General features: G+C 65.3%; 11 protein-coding genes. 8 read left to right on the forward strand and 3 right to left on the reverse strand.

Annotation, left to right across the window (positions count from 1 at the left end; translation table 11 throughout):
* The first annotated feature begins 189 nt into the window (after positions 1-189).
* Together QJT78_RS01490 and QJT78_RS01495 are read left to right on the forward strand one after the other, a co-directional pair.
* On the forward strand, positions 190-1,563 hold the full coding sequence (locus QJT78_RS01490) for a cation-efflux pump (RefSeq protein WP_028151499.1): 1,374 nt from the start codon (positions 190-192) through the stop codon (positions 1,561-1,563).
* A gap of 228 nt (positions 1,564-1,791) precedes the next feature.
* A complete protein-coding gene (locus QJT78_RS01495; RefSeq protein WP_028151500.1) occupies positions 1,792-4,122 on the forward strand; it encodes a PAS domain-containing sensor histidine kinase in 2,331 nt (776 codons plus the stop codon).
* A 106-nt stretch (positions 4,123-4,228) separates the two neighbouring features.
* Here QJT78_RS01495 and QJT78_RS01500 read toward each other — a convergent pair whose 3' ends face one another.
* Positions 4,229-5,122 (reverse strand): LysR family transcriptional regulator, encoded by an 894-nt coding sequence (locus QJT78_RS01500; RefSeq protein ID WP_014496684.1) that lies wholly within the window; start codon positions 5,120-5,122, stop codon positions 4,229-4,231.
* A gap of 224 nt (positions 5,123-5,346) precedes the next feature.
* Here QJT78_RS01500 and QJT78_RS01505 point away from each other — a divergent pair, with 224 nt between their 5' ends.
* The 5 genes from QJT78_RS01505 to QJT78_RS01525 are packed head-to-tail and all read left to right on the forward strand — an operon-like array spanning position 5,347 to position 11,330.
* Positions 5,347-5,823, forward strand: coding sequence for a formate dehydrogenase subunit gamma (locus tag QJT78_RS01505; protein WP_038941935.1), 477 nt, complete (start codon positions 5,347-5,349; stop codon positions 5,821-5,823).
* Positions 5,820-7,376 (forward strand): NADH-quinone oxidoreductase subunit NuoF, encoded by a 1,557-nt coding sequence (locus QJT78_RS01510; RefSeq protein ID WP_028151501.1) that lies wholly within the window; start codon positions 5,820-5,822, stop codon positions 7,374-7,376. The genes QJT78_RS01505 and QJT78_RS01510 overlap by 4 nt, the downstream gene beginning before the upstream one ends.
* A gap of 10 nt (positions 7,377-7,386) precedes the next feature.
* Entirely contained in the window at positions 7,387-10,272 is a 2,886-nt protein-coding gene (fdhF, locus tag QJT78_RS01515; RefSeq protein WP_212480458.1) for a formate dehydrogenase subunit alpha, read from the forward strand.
* Between the two features lie 4 nt (positions 10,273-10,276).
* Positions 10,277-11,107, forward strand: a complete 831-nt coding sequence (gene fdhD, locus QJT78_RS01520) for a formate dehydrogenase accessory sulfurtransferase FdhD (protein WP_028151502.1) — start codon at positions 10,277-10,279, stop codon at positions 11,105-11,107.
* The gene (locus QJT78_RS01525; protein ID WP_028151503.1) at positions 11,094-11,330 is read left to right on the forward strand and encodes a formate dehydrogenase subunit delta; all 237 of its coding nucleotides are present in this window, start codon (positions 11,094-11,096) and stop codon (positions 11,328-11,330) included. Before fdhD ends, QJT78_RS01525 begins: the two co-directional genes overlap by 14 nt.
* Here the strand turns inward: QJT78_RS01525 and QJT78_RS01530 are convergent.
* Positions 11,287-14,274, reverse strand: a complete 2,988-nt coding sequence (locus QJT78_RS01530; RefSeq protein WP_038941937.1) for a bifunctional [glutamine synthetase] adenylyltransferase/[glutamine synthetase]-adenylyl-L-tyrosine phosphorylase — start codon at positions 14,272-14,274, stop codon at positions 11,287-11,289. The two genes, QJT78_RS01525 and QJT78_RS01530, sit on opposite strands and share 44 nt — an antisense overlap.
* On the reverse strand, positions 14,271-15,725 hold the full coding sequence (locus QJT78_RS01535; protein ID WP_028151505.1) for an ATP-binding protein: 1,455 nt from the start codon (positions 15,723-15,725) through the stop codon (positions 14,271-14,273). Before QJT78_RS01535 ends, QJT78_RS01530 begins: the two co-directional genes overlap by 4 nt.
* Before the next feature lie 258 nt (positions 15,726-15,983).
* Between QJT78_RS01535 and QJT78_RS01540 the strand changes: the two genes are divergently transcribed.
* Positions 15,984-16,692, forward strand: a 709-nt coding sequence (locus QJT78_RS01540) for an Arm DNA-binding domain-containing protein (protein ID WP_281460169.1), incomplete at its 3' end; no start/stop codon positions are given.

Consider the following 16,692-nt stretch of genomic DNA (forward strand, 5'->3'; position numbering starts at 1 on the left):
ATCCACGTCTTTGCCGCGTGGTACGAAGAACGTGGATGCCCGGGACAAGCCCGGGCATGACGGAGCCAGGAGCAATGGCCCGCATTCAATTCAGAAGCATTCGCAATAGCTTCGCTTCTGCAACTCACTCGCGACTACAGTTGTGGATCGTCGCTTGATGTTCAGCCCTAGGCTGCTAAATCCCCGGCCATGAGCGCACACCACAACAAGACCTCGGTCGCCGCAATCTCGATCTTCGCCAGCGGCGGCATGGCAGCGGCCAAGTTCGCGGTCGGGATCGCGATCGGCTCGCTGGCGCTGATTTCCGAGGCCCTGCATTCCTCGATCGACCTGGTCGCGACCATCATCACCTGGGCGGTGGTGCGGGTGTCCGACAAGCCGGCCGACGAAGAGCACCATTACGGCCACGGCAAGCTGGAGAGCATCTCCGCGCTCGGTGTCACCGCCCTGCTCTACGTGCTGGCCGGGGGCATCCTGGTCGAATCCTACAGCCGCCTGCGCGAGGGAACTCCGCCGCCGACCATCTCGGCCGTACCGTTCGTGGTGCTGGTGATCGACATCGTCGTGAACCTGTGGCGTGCCCGCGCGCTGCATCGTGCTGCGCGGGAGACGCGCAGCCAGGCGCTCGCGGCGGACGCGCTGCATTTCGCCTCCGACGTACTCGGCTCGTTCGCCGTGATCATCGGCCTGATCCTCGCCGCCCTCGGCTTCTGGTGGGGCGACGCCGCGGCCGCCGCCGCCGTCGCCGTGATGATCGCCCTGCTCGGCCTGCGCATGGCCGGCTCGACCGTGCAGACGCTGGTCGATCGCGCCCCCGAGGGCGCGCAGGAGAAGGCCACGGCCGCGATCCTTGGCGTGCCCGGCGTGATCGACGTCGAGCGGCTGCGGCTGCGCATGGTGGGGGCGACCATGTTCATCGACACCATCGCGAAGGTGCCGCGGACCTATCCGATCGACCGCGTCGAGGAGATCAAGCGCAAGGCGCAGGCGGCGGTCGACAAGGCATTCGGCGACGCCGACCTTACCTTCACCGCCGTCCCCGTCGCGCGCGACAACGAGACCGTGCGCGACCGGATCATGGTCATCGCCCACAATTCCGGCCTCGCCATCCACCACGTCACGGTGCACGACCTCGGCGCCAAGCTGATCGTCGGCATCGACCTCGAGGTCGACGCCGGGATGCAGCTCGACGCCGCCCATGACATCGCCAACACGCTGGAGCGCAGCATCCAGGAGGAGTTCGGCGCGGACGTCGAGGTCGACGTCCATATCGAGCCATTGGAACCGGAACTGCCGTTCGGGGTCGACGCCGTGCCGGAACGGGTGCGGGCCATCGCCTCCGCCCTGACGGAATATGCCGCCGGCGGCGAGATCTACGACATCCACAATGTGCGTGTCCGCAACACCGACGCCGGCGAGATCGTCAATTTCCACTGCCGCGCCACGCCCTCGATGAGCGTGATCAAGGTCCACGAGCATGTCGACGCGATCGAGCGCGCGCTCCGCCGCGCGTTCCCGAGCGTGAAGCGCGTGATCAGCCACGCCGAGCCGCCGCGGGCGTGACGCGAAATGTGCGGGGAGTCACACGTTCTCGTTTCGGACTCGCCACGCACGTAAGTTTGCGGACGCAAAATGCGCAAACTGCGCGTTGGATAAGAATAAATTCGCGTTAACGATTCGTTGACTCTCGACAGCCTGCGAAAACTGGATTCAAATCGGTCATGATTCGGAAGCGATGTGGGGCTGCTTCCGAACTCAAGTTGCAAGCAGGTTTTCCAGGGGGCAGAAGGCATGTCGCGTGCAGACGCCGCGAACGTGCGCGTCCAATCCGATTCGATCAAGGGATTGGCGCAATCGATCGCGAAACCTGCCTATCATCGGCTCCTGATCGCGGAGCCGGCGCTGCGCCGCGCCGTGCCGACGCTGATCATCGCGTTCCTGGTCACGATCTGTCTCGGCGCGTTCGTGCAGGTCGTCGATCAGACGCGCCAGAAGCGTCAGGTGCTCCGCCACGACATCTCGGCGCTGGCCGACCTGCTCGCCGAGCGGATCGATCGTCTGACCTCGTCGCGGCAGGAGCGGCTCAAGAACATCGAGAACCTGCCGACGCTGCTGCCCGATCTCATCCCGTCCTGGGGCACGGCCTCCGGCCGCCACGTCGTCGTCACCTCGGCCGGCGTCGACCGCCGCATCCTCGCCCGTATTCCGATCGACCGTGCCCCCTCGGGCAACGACCGCCTGCTCGATGCGATCACCACGGCGCAACTGGTCGCGGCGCCGCCGCGCGACAACAACGTCTCCGACATGACGCTGCCGAACGGCAACGCCGCGATGGTGACCTCGCGGCAGATCAAGTCGCTGCCGGGCCTCGTCACCGTGATCCAGGAGCGCAACGAGCCGATCTGGGGCTCGGACGCCGCGCTCTCGGTGACGCTGTCGGCGACCACCGGCTTTGTGGTCCTGATCCTCGGCTTCGCCTTCCACTGGCAGTCCACCCGCGCCCGCGAGGGCGACCTCATCAACGACGCCGTGCGCGGCCGCATCGACACCGCGCTCAACCGCGGCCGCTGCGGCCTGTGGGACTGGGATTTGTCGCGCGGCCGGATCTTCTGGTCGCAGTCGATGTTTTCGATGCTCGGCCTCGACGGTCGTCACGAGCTCCTCACCTTCGGCGAGGTCAACGCGCTGGTGAAGTCCGACGACATCGACCTGTTCGAGATCGCCGACCAGCTCATCTCCGGGAAGATCGACCATATCGACCAGACCTTCCGCATGCAGCACGTCGACGGTCACTGGATCTGGCTCCGCGTCCGCTGCGAGAAGACGCACGGGGCGACCGACTCCAGCGTGCACTTGATCGGAATCGCCGTCGACATCACCGAGCAGAAGAGCCTCGCCGAACGCACAGTCGAAGCCGATCTGCGCCTGCGCGACGCCATCGAGACCATTCCGGAGGCGTTCGTGCTGTGGGACGCGAGCGACCGCCTCGTGCTCTGCAACTCGCACTTCCAGCGCCTGCACAAGCTGCCCGACAGCGCCGTCATCCCCGGCACCTCCTACGAGACCGTGCTCGAAGTCGGCCGCATGCCGGAAGTGCGCACCCGTCACAACGAGACGGCCAGCCAGGGTCCGGGCGCGCGCACCTTCGAGGCGCAGCTCGACGACGGCAGCTGGCTGCACATCAGCGAGCGCCGCACCAAGGACGGCGGCTACGTCTCGGTCGGCACCGACATCACCCGCATCAAGGAGCACGAGCAGAAGCTGGTCGACAACGATCTGCGCCTGCGCGCCACCGTCATCGACCTGAAGCGCTCCCAGGCGGCGCTGGAGCGCCAGACCAACGAGCTCGCCGACCTCGCCGAGAAGTACCAGCGCGAGAAGACCCGCGCCGAGGAAGCCAACCAGACCAAGTCGAAATTCCTCGCCAATATGAGCCACGAGCTGCGCACGCCGCTCAACGCCATCATCGGCTTCTCCGAGATCATGGGCTCGGGCATGTTCGGCGAGCTCGGCTCGGAGAAGTACCAGGAATACTGCCAGGACATCCTGACCAGCGGCCATTACCTGCTCGAAGTCATCAACGACATCCTCGACATGTCCAAGATCGAAGCCGGCCGCATGAAGCTCGACATGGAAGAGCTCGACCTCGGACAGACGCTCGCGGAGTCCCTCCGCGTCGTCTCCGGCCGCGCACAAGACAAGCATCTGACGCTCGACGCCGGGATCGAGAAATCGATCTCGGTCGTTGCCGACCGCCGCGCGACCAAGCAGATCATCGTCAACCTGCTCTCCAATGCGGTGAAGTTCACGCCCGACGGCGGACGCATCGTGGTGCGCAGCCGGCAGCTCGACGACAAGATCGTGCTGTTGATCGCCGACACCGGCATCGGGATCGCGCCGCATTCGCTGGCACGGCTCGGCCGCCCGTTCGAGCAGGTCGAAAGCCAGCTCACCAAGACCTATCACGGCTCCGGACTTGGACTTGCGATCGCGCGCTCGCTGGCGCAGCTCCACGGCGGCTCGATGCGGCTGCGCTCGAAGATCGAGGTGGGCACCGTCGTCCGCGTGACCCTGCCGCGCGATGCGATCAAGGCGGCGTCCGGGATGTCGGCTGCGGCCTAGAGCATGATCGGTTCTGATTGAATCAGAACCGAAGCTCTGGATTCTTGTTTTGACGCGTTTTCTTCACGCGAACCGGTATCCACTTCGCTCGAAAACGCTGTAGACCCTACAATTGCAGCGACGGCGCAACTTCGCGCGCGACGTTGACCAGCGCCGCAATCAGCGGCGTCATCGGATCGCGCTGCGGGATCACCATGCCGATGCTGTAATTGACATCGGGGTCGGTGATCGGGATCGAGCGCACCGTATCGGACAGGCCGAGCGTCTCGGCAAGCTTGGCCGGCATCACGCTCGCCCAGCGCCCCGTCTTCACATGCGTGAACAGCACGAGCAGCGAGTTCGAGGTCAGGGTCGGCGTCGCCTCCGCGCCGACCGAGCGGAGCGCGCGATCGATGATGCGGCGGTTCTGCATGTCGGGCGTCAGCAGGCACAGCGGCACCTGCCCGACCTCCTTCCACGTCACCGTCTCGCGATCGCCGAACATTCCATCCGGCGCGGTCAGCAGGCGATAGCTCTCGTTGTAGAGCGGAATGGTGCGCACCTTGCCGATCGGCTCGTTCTCGATATAGGTCAGCCCCGCATCGACCTCGAGATTTTCGAGCAACCCCAGCACCTCGGATGAGGTGGTGGACTGGATGCGGAAGCGCACCTCGGGATGCTTGGCGCGGAACGGCGTCGTCAGCTGGGCGACCATGCCGAGCACGGTCGGGATCGCCGCGATGCGGATCTCACCGGAGAGCTGGTGCTTCAGCCCGTTGATCTCGTCACGCATGGCGCGGGCATCGCCCACGATCCGCCGCGCCCAATCCAGCGCCCGCTCGCCCTCGGGGGTAAAGCCCTGGAAGCGGGAGCCGCGCTGCACCAGCATCACGCCGAGAATCTCCTCGAGCTGCTTGAGCCCGGTCGACATCGTCGGTTGCGTCACGCCGCAGACTTCTGCCGCGCGTCCAAAGTGCCGCTCCTTCGCCAGCGCCAGCAGCAGTTCAAGCTTGTCGATCAACCGGTCGTCCCCTCGGATGCCATCGTGGCATGCAAGCTAGCACGGCAGGTCATTACCAACACGGAAAAACCGGCAAGCGGAACGCGATTAATTGCATTTCCGTATCGTCCGATTGCGCTTCCAGATCGATCTGAATTCGCAATCGCAGCATGAGACAGCTTTATTGATCTTCGAACGATTCCAAATAGTTTGCGATCAAGGGACGCTCAATCTGAGAACAAAGAATGACAGCGGTTTACGAGCCTTGGGACGAGACGCGCGGCGCCGAGATCATCGCCGAACATGCGAAGCAAGAGGGCGCGACGCTGGTCATTCTGCACGCCCTTCAGGAGGCGTTCGGCTACGTGCCGGAGGCAGCAATTCCCATGGTGGCGCAGGCGCTGAATCTGTCGCGCGCCGAGGTGCATGGCGTGTTCACCTTCTACCATGATTTCCGCCACAGGCCGGCCGGACGTCATGTCTTGAAGCTTTGTCGCGCGGAAGCATGTCAGGCTGCGGGCGGCGATGCTCTCGCTGCGCGCGCCGAGGCGAAGCTTGGCGTGCCCCTCGGCAACACGACCGCCGATGATCGCGTCACGCTGGAGCCGATCTACTGCCTCGGGCTGTGCGCGACCGCACCGTCCGCCATGCTCGACGGCCGCCTCATTGGCCGGCTCGATGAGAAGCGCCTCGATGCACTGGTCGCGGAGGCCCAGCGATGAGCATGCGTCTATTCGTCTCACGCGACGCGGGTGCGATTGCGGTTGGCGCCGACGAGGTTGCGCTGGCGCTGGAGCAGGATGCGGCCAAGCGCGGCGTTGCAGTCGAGATCGTCAGGACTGGCTCGCGCGGCATGTACTGGCTGGAGCCGCTGGTCGAGGTTGCGACGCCGCAGGGCCGGATCGCCTTCGGCCCGGTGACCGAGGCCGATGTGCCCTCCCTGCTCGATGCCCTCGCCAGCAACACGCCGCATCTGCTGCGGCTGGGCGCAACCGACGAGATCCCCTGGCTGAAGCGCCAGACCCGCCTCACCTTCGCCCGCTGCGGCGTGATCGATCCGCGCTCGCTCGACGACTACCGCGCGCATGGCGGCTACAAGGGCCTCGAGCGCGCGCTGTCGCTCGACTCGGATGCGATCCTCGCCGAGGTCACCGCGTCCGGCCTGCGCGGCCGCGGCGGTGCGGGCTTCCCGACCGGCATCAAGTGGAAGACCGTCGCGCAAGCGAAGGCCGACCGCAAATTCATCGTCTGCAACGCCGACGAAGGCGACAGCGGTACCTTTGCCGACCGCATGATCATGGAAGGCGACCCCTTCCTGGTGATCGAGGGCATGACGACCGCCGGCATCACCGTCGGCGCGACCAAGGGCTACATCTACATCCGCAGCGAATACCCGCACGCCGTCGAAGCGATGAACGCGGCCATCAAGGCGGCGAAGCGCGGCGGCTATCTCGGCGACAAGATCGGCGGCTCCACCTACAGCTTCGATCTCGAAGTGCGGGTCGGCGCCGGCGCTTACGTTTGCGGCGAAGAGACCTCGCTGCTGGAAAGCCTCGAAGGCCGCCGTGGCCTGGTCCGCGCCAAGCCGCCGCTGCCAGCGCATCACGGCCTGTTCGGCAAGCCGACCGTCATCAACAACGTGCTGTCATTCGCCGCCATCCCCTTCATCCTCGCCGAGGGCGCCAAGGCCTATGCCGATTTCGGCATGGGCCGCTCGCGCGGCACGATGCCGATCCAGCTCGCCGGCAACATCCGCCATGGCGGGCTGTTCGAGACCGCGTTCGGCGTGACGCTCGGCGAACTCGTCGACGACATCGGCGGCGGCACCGCCACCGGCCGTCCGGTTCGCGCGGTGCAGGTCGGCGGCCCGCTCGGCGCCTATTTCCCGCGCGCGCTGTTCGACACCCCGTTCGACTACGAAGCCTTCGCCGCACGCGACGGCCTGGTCGGCCATGGCGGCATCGTCGTGTTCGACGACAGCGTCGACATGCGCAACCAAGCGCGCTTCGCCATGGAATTCTGCGCCATCGAATCCTGCGGCAAGTGCACGCCCTGCCGGATCGGCTCGACCCGTGGCGTCGAGACCATCGAAAAGATCATCCGCGGCGAGCGCGTGAGCGAAAACCTCGCGCTCGTCGAAGACCTCTGCAACACCATGAAATTCGGCTCGCTCTGCGCACTCGGGGGTTTCACGCCCTACCCCGTGCTCAGCGCATTGAAGCATTTCCGGGAAGATTTCATCCCGGCCCCGACCACGCTTCAGGCCGCGGAATAGGAGAACGACGATGTCTCTGATCGAAGAAATCGACTACGGCACGCCACGCTCCAAATCGACGACGATCGTGACGCTGACCATCGACGGCAACCAGGTCACGGTGCCCGAGGGCACCTCGATCATGCGGGCCGCGATGGACGCAGGCCACCAGATCCCGAAACTCTGCGCGACCGACATGGTCGACGCGTTCGGCTCCTGCCGTCTCTGCGTCGTCGAGATCGAGGGCCGCGCCGGCACGCCGGCCTCCTGCACCACGCCCGTTATGAACGGCCTCGTCGTGCACACCCAGAGCGAACGGCTGAAGAAGCTGCGCAAGGGCGTGATGGAGCTCTACATCTCCGACCATCCACTCGACTGTCTCACCTGCGGCGCCAATGGTGATTGCGAATTGCAGGACATGGCCGGCGCCGTGGGCCTGCGCGACGTGCGCTACGGCTATGAGGGCGAGAACCACGTCTTCGCCAAGACACCTGGCAAGTCCAACGGCGAGGTCAACGCCGCCTGGATGCCGAAGGACGAGTCCAACCCCTATTTCACCTACGATCCGTCGAAGTGCATCGTCTGCTCCCGCTGCGTCCGCGCCTGCGAGGAGGTGCAAGGCACCTTCGCACTGACCATCTCGGGCCGCGGCTTCGACAGCCGCGTTTCGCCCGGCATGAGCGAGAGCTTCCTCGGCTCCGAATGCGTCTCCTGCGGCGCCTGCGTGCAGGCTTGCCCGACCGCGACGTTGACCGAAAAGTCGGTGATCGAGATCGGCCAGCCCGAGCACTCCGTCGTCACCACCTGCGCCTATTGCGGCGTCGGCTGCGCCTTCAAGGCCGAGATGCGCGGCGAGGAAGTCGTGCGCATGGTGCCGTACAAGGACGGCAAGGCCAATCGCGGGCATTCCTGCGTCAAGGGCCGCTTCGCCTGGGGCTACACCAACCACAAGGAGCGTATCCTCAACCCGATGATCCGCGAGCGGATCGAAGACCCCTGGCGCGAAGTCTCCTGGGATGAGGCGTTCTCGTTTGCCGCTGCCAAGATGCGCGGCATCCAGAAGAAATACGGCCGTGACGCCATTGGCGGCATCACCTCGTCCCGCTGCACCAACGAAGAAACCTATCTGGTGCAGAAGCTGATCCGTGGCGGCTTCGGCAACAACAATGTCGACACCTGCGCCCGCGTCTGCCATTCGCCGACCGGTTATGGCCTGTCGCAGACCTTCGGCACGTCGGCCGGGACGCAGGACTTCGACTCGGTGGAAGACACCGACGTCGCGGTCATCATCGGTGCAAATCCCGCCTCCGCTCACCCGGTGTTCGCGTCGCGCCTGAAGAAGCGGCTGCGCCAGGGCGCCAAGCTGATCGTGATCGATCCGCGCCGGACCGAAATGGTGGAATCGCCGCACGTAAAGGCGTTGCACCTGCCGCTGATGCCCGGCACCAACGTTGCGGTCGTGACGGCGCTGGCGCATGTCATCGTCACCGAGGGCCTCGCCAACGAAGCCTTCGTGCGCGAGCGCTGCGACTGGGCCGAGTTCGAGGAATGGGCCGCCTTCGTCGCCCAGCCGGAACACAGCCCGGAAGCCACCGCGATCCTCACCGGCGTCGATCCGCAGGTGTTGCGTGAAGCCGCGCGCATCTACGCCACCGGCGGCAATGGCGCGATCTATTACGGCCTTGGCGTCACCGAGCACAGCCAGGGTTCGACCACCGTGATCGCGATCGCCAACCTCGCGATGGCGACCGGCAATATCGGCCGCCCCGGCGTCGGCGTGAACCCGCTGCGCGGCCAGAACAACGTGCAGGGTTCCTGCGACATGGGCTCGTTCCCGCACGAGCTGCCGGGCTATCGCCACATCTCGGGCGACGCCGTGCGCGACCAGTTTGAGGCGCTCTGGAACGTCAAGCTCAACCCCGAGCCGGGCCTGCGCATTCCCAACATGTTCGATGCCGCGATCGAAGGCACGTTCATGGGCATCTACGTGCAGGGCGAGGACATCCTCCAGTCCGATCCCAACACCAAGCACGTGGTGGCGGCGCTGTCGTCGATGGAATGCGTCATCGTTCACGACCTCTTCCTGAACGAGACCGCAAACTACGCCCATGTCTTCCTGCCCGGCTCGAGCTTCCTCGAGAAGGACGGCACCTTCACCAACGCCGAGCGCCGCATCCAGCGCGTCCGCAAGGTGATGTCACCGAAGAACGGCATGGCCGACTGGGAGGTCACCATCGCCCTCGCCAAGGCCATGGGCTTCGAGATGAACTACAGCCATCCGTCCGAGATCATGGACGAGATCGCTGCACTGACGCCGACGTTTACCGGCGTCTCCTACGCCAAGCTCGACGAACTCGGCTCGGTGCAGTGGCCCTGCAACGAGAAAGCGCCGGAGGGCACCCCGGTGATGCATATCGGCGGCTTCGTCCGCGGCAAGGGCAAGTTCATCGTCACGGAATATGTCGCGACCGACGAGCGCACCGGCCCCCGCTTCCCGCTGCTGCTCACCACGGGCCGCATCCTCAGCCAGTACAATGTCGGCGCGCAGACAAGGCGCACCGAGAACGTGGTCTGGCATGCCGAGGACCGGCTCGAGATTCATCCGCACGACGCCGCGCAGCGCGGTGTGCGCGACGGCGACTGGGTGCGGCTCGCGAGCCGAGCGGGCGAAACCACGCTGCGCGCGGAGATTACCGACCGCGTCTCACCGGGCGTCGTCTACACCACCTTCCATCACCCGGACACGCAGGCCAACGTCATCACCACCGACTATTCGGATTGGGCCACCAACTGCCCCGAATACAAGGTCACGGCGGTGCAGATCTCGCCGTCGAACGGCCCGTCCGACTGGCAGAAGGCATACGACGCGCAGGCGCAGCACTCCCGCCGCATCGCGCCGGCCGAGGCCGCGGAGTAACGGCATGCACGTGCCGGTCCAGGCCATCGACCGCGAAATCTGGCGTGACGGTGTCGCGTCCGAAGGCGCGCGCCTGATCCCGGAGGAGACGCCGCTGGCGCTGACCTATAATGGCGGCACCTATGCCGTCATGATGGGGACGCCGCAGAACCTCGAGGATTTTGCGGTCGGCTTCAGCCTGGACGAAGGCATCATCAAGTCGGTCGATGACGTCAAGTCACTCGAGGTGGTCCGCCTCGACGACGGCATCGAGCTGCGCATGTGGCTGGCGTCGGACGATGCCGCGCGCATCAGCGAGCGGCGGCGGCACATCGCCGGCCCGACCGGCTGCGGCATTTGCGGCATCGATTCGATTGCCGAGGCCGTGCGGCCTGCGGCCGTCGTCTCACCAGGGTCCAGCTTCACGCCGCAACAGATCATGACGGCGATGCAGGCGATCGCGCCCCTGCAATCGATCAACATGCAGACGCGCGCGGTCCACGCCGCGGCCTTCTGGTCGCCATCGAATGGCATTGTGGCCCTGCGCGAGGACGTCGGCCGCCATAACGCGCTAGACAAGCTCGCAGGTTCGCTGGCGCGCAGCCGGACGGACGCTAGCGTGGGCATGGTGCTGCTGACGAGCCGTGTCTCGGTCGAGATGGTGCAGAAGACGGCCTCAATCGGCGCCCCGGTGCTGGTCGCCGTCTCGGCACCCACCGCGCTCGCGGTTCGCACCGCGGAGGCCGCCGGCATCACGTTGATCGCGATTGCCCGCAGCGATGGGTTTGAAGTATTCACGCACCAGAGTCGCGTTACGGCTCATCGTGCTCAGGAGCTTATCGATGTCGTCGCCTGACCGCCTCGTCTACATGGCCAACCAGATCGGCACCTTCTTCAAGAGCCAGGGCCACGACAAGGCCGTGCCGGGGATCGCCGATCACATCAAGAAGTTCTGGGATCCCCGGATGAAGCGCGCGATCTTCGCCCATCTCGACGCGGGCGGCGCAGGCCTGGAGCCGAACGTGCGCGAGGCCCTCACCTCGCTGAAGCAGACGACGTCCCTTCCAGCAGCGCCGTAAATACGCGCCTCACCTCGCTCTGCGTTTCCTTCACGCGCGCCTCCAGTGACGAGAAGTCGGGCGCATCGCCGGCGCGCGCCATCACGCGCTGAAGGTCGGTACCAGCGGTCTCGGGCTTGAAGCCGTCGCTGACGCAGAGCCGCAGGATCTGCGTCAGGTCGTGATAGAGCCGCGCCGCCGCGCGCAGGATCTCCGCCTCCGATTGCGGAAGCACGTTGAGCTTGGCGGCGTTGTCCAGAACCTGAAGGGTACTGACGTCGAGAATTTCAGGCTTGTCATGGGCGTGCACGAGCTGGAGATATTGCGCGATGAAGTCGATATCGACCATGCCGCCGGCGGCGTATTTGAGATCCCAATGGTCGCTCTCGCCCTTCTCCTGCGCGATGGCACGCCGCATGTCGGCGACGTCGTTGGCAATGGTCGCCCGATCGCGGCGGCGGATCAGGACGTCGCGGATGATACGCTCGATCCGCTCACGGAATTGATCCGAGGCCGACACCACGCGGGCGCGGGTCAGGGCCATGTGCTCCCAGGTCCAGGCTTCGTTGGCCTGGTAGTCCGCGAATGAGACGAGGCTCGACGCCACCGGACCGGCGCGTCCCGACGGGCGCAGCCGCATGTCGATCTCGTACAGCACGCCGTAATTGGTGCGCGTGGTGAAGGCACTGATCAGGCGCTGGGTGAAGCGCGCGAAGTAGTGGGCGCCCTGAAGCGATTTTGGCCCGTCGGAGTCCGGATTGTCGCTGTCGAAATCGTACAGCAGGATCAGGTCGAGATCGGACGATGCCGTCATCTCGCGGCTGCCGAGCCGACCCATCGCGATGATCGCGGTCTCCTGATCCTTGATACGTCCGTGTTGGGCGGCGAAGCGTTCGGCGACAAGATCGTGCACGGTGTGGACGATACCTTCGGCGACATCGGCGAAAGCCGTGCTGGCCTGCTGCGCCGAGACAGTGCCGGAGAGAATACGCGTGCCGATCAGGAACAGGCTCTCCTGCCCGAACAGGCGGAGACGGTCGAGAAATTCCTCATAGGAGTCGGCGTCGCGCACCGTCGCGGCCAATCGCGCCGACAATTCCTGCTTGTCCGGCATCGCGCCGAAGAATCTGGGATCGATCAGGCCGTCCATGAGCTGCGGCTTCCGCGCGAGCATCTCGCCGAGCCGCGGTGCCGCGCCGAGCACCAGCGCTACGAGCGCGACGAGATCGCGGTTCTGGCCGAGCAGCGTGATCAGCCGGCCGCCAAGTTGGAGTGCCTGGAGGAACTGATCGAACGCCACGACGGCGCGATCCGGCTCCTCGGCCCGCGCGAGGCCGTCGATCAGGGCCGGCACGAACTCGACGAAAGCGCTTCGCGTCTGGTCGTTGCGGAACACGCGGTAGTCGCCGGTGATCCAGTCGCGTATCGTCTGCGCGAGCGCGGCCGGCTTCTTGAAGCCGAGCGTCGTCAAATATTGCAGCAGGCGCGGATCGTCAGGACCTGCACTGTAGTCGAGCGCCGGCAATTTTGCCGTGCCGGTCGGGTCATCGCCCTCGAACAGCTTTTCGTAGTGTCCCTGCACGATCTGGAGCTGCCGCAACAGGTCACGCGCAAAGGCTTCGCGATCCGGATAGGCGAAGAAGCGCGCAAAGCGCTCGACCGCCTCCTTGTCTTCGGGCAACGCATGGGTCTGCTCGTCGGCGATCATCTGGAGGCGGTGCTCGACGCGGCGCAGGAATTCATACGCAATGGTCAGCTCGTCACGCGCGGCAAAGGTGATCCAGTTGCTGGAGGCGAGAATATCGAGCGCGGCGAGCGTCGGCCGCACCCGCAACTCCGGATGGCGACCGCCGGCGATCAGCTGCTGCGTCTGCGCGAAAAATTCGATCTCGCGAATGCCGCCACGCCCGACCTTGACGTTGTGCCCCTCGACCGCGATCTCGCTCTGGCCGCGATAGGTCTGCATCTGCCGCTTCATGTCGTGGACGTCGGCAAGCGCGGCGAAGTCGAGATGCTTGCGCCAGACGAACGGCGCGATTTCGGCGAGCAGCGCCTCGCCCGCTTTGGGATCGCCGGCGCAGGCTCGCGCCTTGATCATCGCAGCTCGCTCCCAGGTGCGCCCCTCCCGCTCGTAATAGTTCAGCGCGGCGTCGCGCGAAATCGCCACTTGCGTCGAGGACGGATCGGGACGCAGGCGCAGGTCGACGCGGAAGACGTAGCCGTCATAGGTGCGCTGCTGGAGAATGCGCGCCACCCCCTGCGTCACCCGCACGAAGAACGGCTGAGGCTCGATGTCGGGCGCGAGCGTCGTGGCATCGGGATCGAAGAACGCGATGAGGTCGATGTCGCTGGAATAGTTCAGCTCGCCCGCCCCCATCTTGCCCATCGCGAGCACGATCAGGCCGCAGCCCTCTTCCGGAGCTTCGGGATTGGGCGGCAGGATCTTTCCACGTGCGGCTTCCTGCCGCAGCTGGTACTGGAGCGCCGCCTGCACCGAGGATACCGCGACATCGGTCAGCGCCGCCGTCACCCGCATCACCGGCCAGACGCCGCCGATATCGCACAGCGCGGTGAGAAGCGCCGCTTCGGCCTTCATCCTGCGAAGCCGCCGCATCACCTCGGCCTCGTCGGTCGCCGCGAGGACCGCGTCCCTCGCCTCCGCGATGAGCGTGGCCAGATGCGCGTCCGGATCGCATTCGAGCAGCCGGATCAGGCGCGGCGCGTCGGCGCGCACGAGATCAAACAGATAGGGCGAGAATTCGGCGATGCCGGCCAAAATATCCCGTGCGAAGGGATGGACCAGCAAGGTTTCAAGACGGGCTGATTGAACCGGCTCAAGCTCGGCCAGCCAGCTTTCAAGACGTCGTTCATCAATTGTGGAAGCGGCAATATGGGGAGCTTCCGCAAAGCGCGCGGCCAGGCCCTCTCCATGCTTGTCCGCGTTTCCCGGCGCGGAGTGGTTCATGCCACCTTCTGTGGCACATCCTGCATTGGCGGAGCAACCCTGTCGCCGGCACGCGCCGGGAGCACCAGCGTGGCGACGAGGCCGGGCTGGGCATCGCCCAGGCGCAATTCTCCGCCATGCAATGTCGCAACCGCGGCGGCAAGGCTGAGACCGAGGCCCGAGCCCGGCAGCGTGCGGCTGGCTTCAAGCCGCACGAATCGCTCGACGACATGCTTGCGGTCGGCTTCGGGGATACCAGGGCCGCGATCGGTGACACTGAGCAGCACCTGGTCGCCCTCGCGCTTCGCCTCGATGATGATCTGCCTGGAGTCCATGCTGACCACGGTTCCACCGGTCTGCGCGACCGGCTGGCCGTATTTGATCGCATTCTCGACCAGATTGGCGAGCGCCTGGCTGATTAGCTCGCGGTTGGCGTGAACCGGCGTCGGCTCGGCCTTGACCTTCAAGGTCATGCCGTCGTCCTCGGCCAGCGGCTCGTAGAGCTCGTGAATGCCGCCCGCGACTTCGGCGGCGTCGAAATCATCCATGTTGCCGCGCGCCTGGCCGGACTCGGCGCGCGCGATCATCAACAGCGCATTGAAGGTGCGGATCAAGCCGTCGGATTCCTCGATGGTCCGCTCCAGCGCCGCCCTGTAATCGGTCTCGCTGCCCGATTTCGCCAGCGCCTCCTCGGCGCGGTTGCGCAGACGCGTCAGTGGCGTCTTGAGGTCGTGGGCGATGTTGTCGGAGACCTCCTTCAGTCCCGCCATCAGCGCCTCGATCCGCTCCAACATGGCGTTGAGGTTCTCGGCGAGGCGGTCGAGCTCGTCGCCGCTGCGCCCCACCGGCAAGCGCTCGCTGAGGTCGCCGGTCATGATGCGATGCGCAGTGCCGCTCATCGCATCGATGCGCGTGAGCACGCGGCGCGCGACGAAGATGCCGCCGCCGAGACCAAGCACCACGACGATCAGGACCGACCATTGCGCCGCCTTGGCGACGATGCCGAACAGGCGCCGCCGTTCGTCGAGATCGCGGCCGATCAGGAGACGGAAACCGTTTTCGAGCTCGGTGACGCGCACCAGCGCGCGATGGTTGCGCTCGTCGGCGTCCTCGATCCGCTTGTAGGCCGTCTCCGACCAGCCGCGCGTCGCCATCACGCCCGGCGCCAGCGAGCCGACATTGCCGGCGATCGCCTGCCCGGTCGGCGTGGTCACGAGGTAGAGATTGGCGCCCGGCCGCAGCGCCCGATACTCGATCGCGCGCACGAGGCCGACCAGGCCGCGACGGCCGTAGATCTCGTTGATCTCCGAGGTCTCGGAGTTCACCGTTTGGGTGATTTCCTCGGTGATCAGCCGCCGCGTATTCCAGGCGAAATAGCCGAGCAGCGAGGCCGCGAAAATCGCAAACAGGAACAGGTAGACCAGCGTCAGCCGGAATGCCGTGGTGCGGACGAGTTTACCGAATGCCGTCACGGATCCGGTACCTAAAAGCTGCTATTGCGTCGATTGTCATGCCTTATCGTCCTTCCGACAATTGTCATTTAATTTCAATAAGATAAATATCACAAATTGTCGTCAACTCACATCGATAATCGTCCGGCGCCGACCGACCTCGGTAAAATACCGGTAAGCATCTGGCTAGCCCACTTCCAAATGATCCGTGCCGGTCGTACATATTTGGTTGTTTCTGCCGAAGTGGCCGTGACGCAAATGGTAAGTGGGGAGCGTAAAGTGAAGCTGAACTCGACCCAAGTTAAATCCCTGAAAGAAGGCGTTCACGCTGATGGCTCCGGCCTCTATCTGGTCGTTCGCCCGACCGGGCGCTCTTGGCAGTTCCGCTTTACGGCACCCGATGGCAAGCGCGCGGCCATGGAGTTCGCCAAGGTCGGCGACAAGGAGGGGGAGCTGAGCCTGACCGAAGCCCGCGATCAGGCTCGTGCCTACCGGCTGGCGCTGAAGAAGGACGGCATCGACCCCCGCCACAAGAAGCAGCTCGCGTTGAACGGCGACAAGTCCTTCAAGGAATTCGCCGAGGAGCAGTATCCGGGTTGGTGCAAGGGTCTGTCGAGCGAAGAGGAGAAGCAGTGGGCGCGATCGATCGCCGACGTGCCGAGCCTCCATAAGCGCAAGCTGCACGAGATCACGACCGACCACGTGCTGGCCGCGCTGAAGCCGATCTGGAGCGCAAAGCCGGTCACAGCCATGCGCACGCGGCAGCGCATTGAACGACTGCTCGACGCCGCCAAGGCGCTGAAGCTGCGCGTTGGCGAGAACCCTGCCCTATGGCGCGGCAATCTGAAGTACCTGCTGCCGAGCCCGCGCAGGCTGAACAGAGCTGGCCCCGGTTGTTTGGACAGCGCCCCGCTGGATTTAAGTGGATTCCTGCCGGGTTATGCTGAACGCGGGGCTTTACGGTTTTGTCGTTGCGTCGGGAGGGCGT

It is taken from the genome of Bradyrhizobium sp. Mp27, assembly GCF_029953005.1.
Lineage (GTDB): Bacteria > Pseudomonadota > Alphaproteobacteria > Rhizobiales > Xanthobacteraceae > Bradyrhizobium > Bradyrhizobium barranii.

Bases quoted from the DNA above. Each gene is read 5' to 3' on its own strand.
- fdhF (WP_212480458.1), top strand. From the start codon at position 7,387: ATGTCTCTGATCGAAGAAATCGACTACGGCACGCCACGCTCCAAATCG.
- QJT78_RS01510 (WP_028151501.1), top strand. From the start codon at position 5,820: ATGAGCATGCGTCTATTCGTCTCACGCGACGCGGGTGCGATTGCGGTT.
- QJT78_RS01490 (WP_028151499.1), top strand. From the start codon at position 190: ATGAGCGCACACCACAACAAGACCTCGGTCGCCGCAATCTCGATCTTC.
- fdhD (WP_028151502.1), top strand. From the start codon at position 10,277: ATGCACGTGCCGGTCCAGGCCATCGACCGCGAAATCTGGCGTGACGGT.
- QJT78_RS01505 (WP_038941935.1), top strand. From the start codon at position 5,347: ATGACAGCGGTTTACGAGCCTTGGGACGAGACGCGCGGCGCCGAGATC.
- QJT78_RS01495 (WP_028151500.1), top strand. From the start codon at position 1,792: ATGTCGCGTGCAGACGCCGCGAACGTGCGCGTCCAATCCGATTCGATC.
- QJT78_RS01525 (WP_028151503.1), top strand. From the start codon at position 11,094: ATGTCGTCGCCTGACCGCCTCGTCTACATGGCCAACCAGATCGGCACC.
- QJT78_RS01530 (WP_038941937.1), bottom strand. From the start codon at position 14,274: ATGAACCACTCCGCGCCGGGAAACGCGGACAAGCATGGAGAGGGCCTG.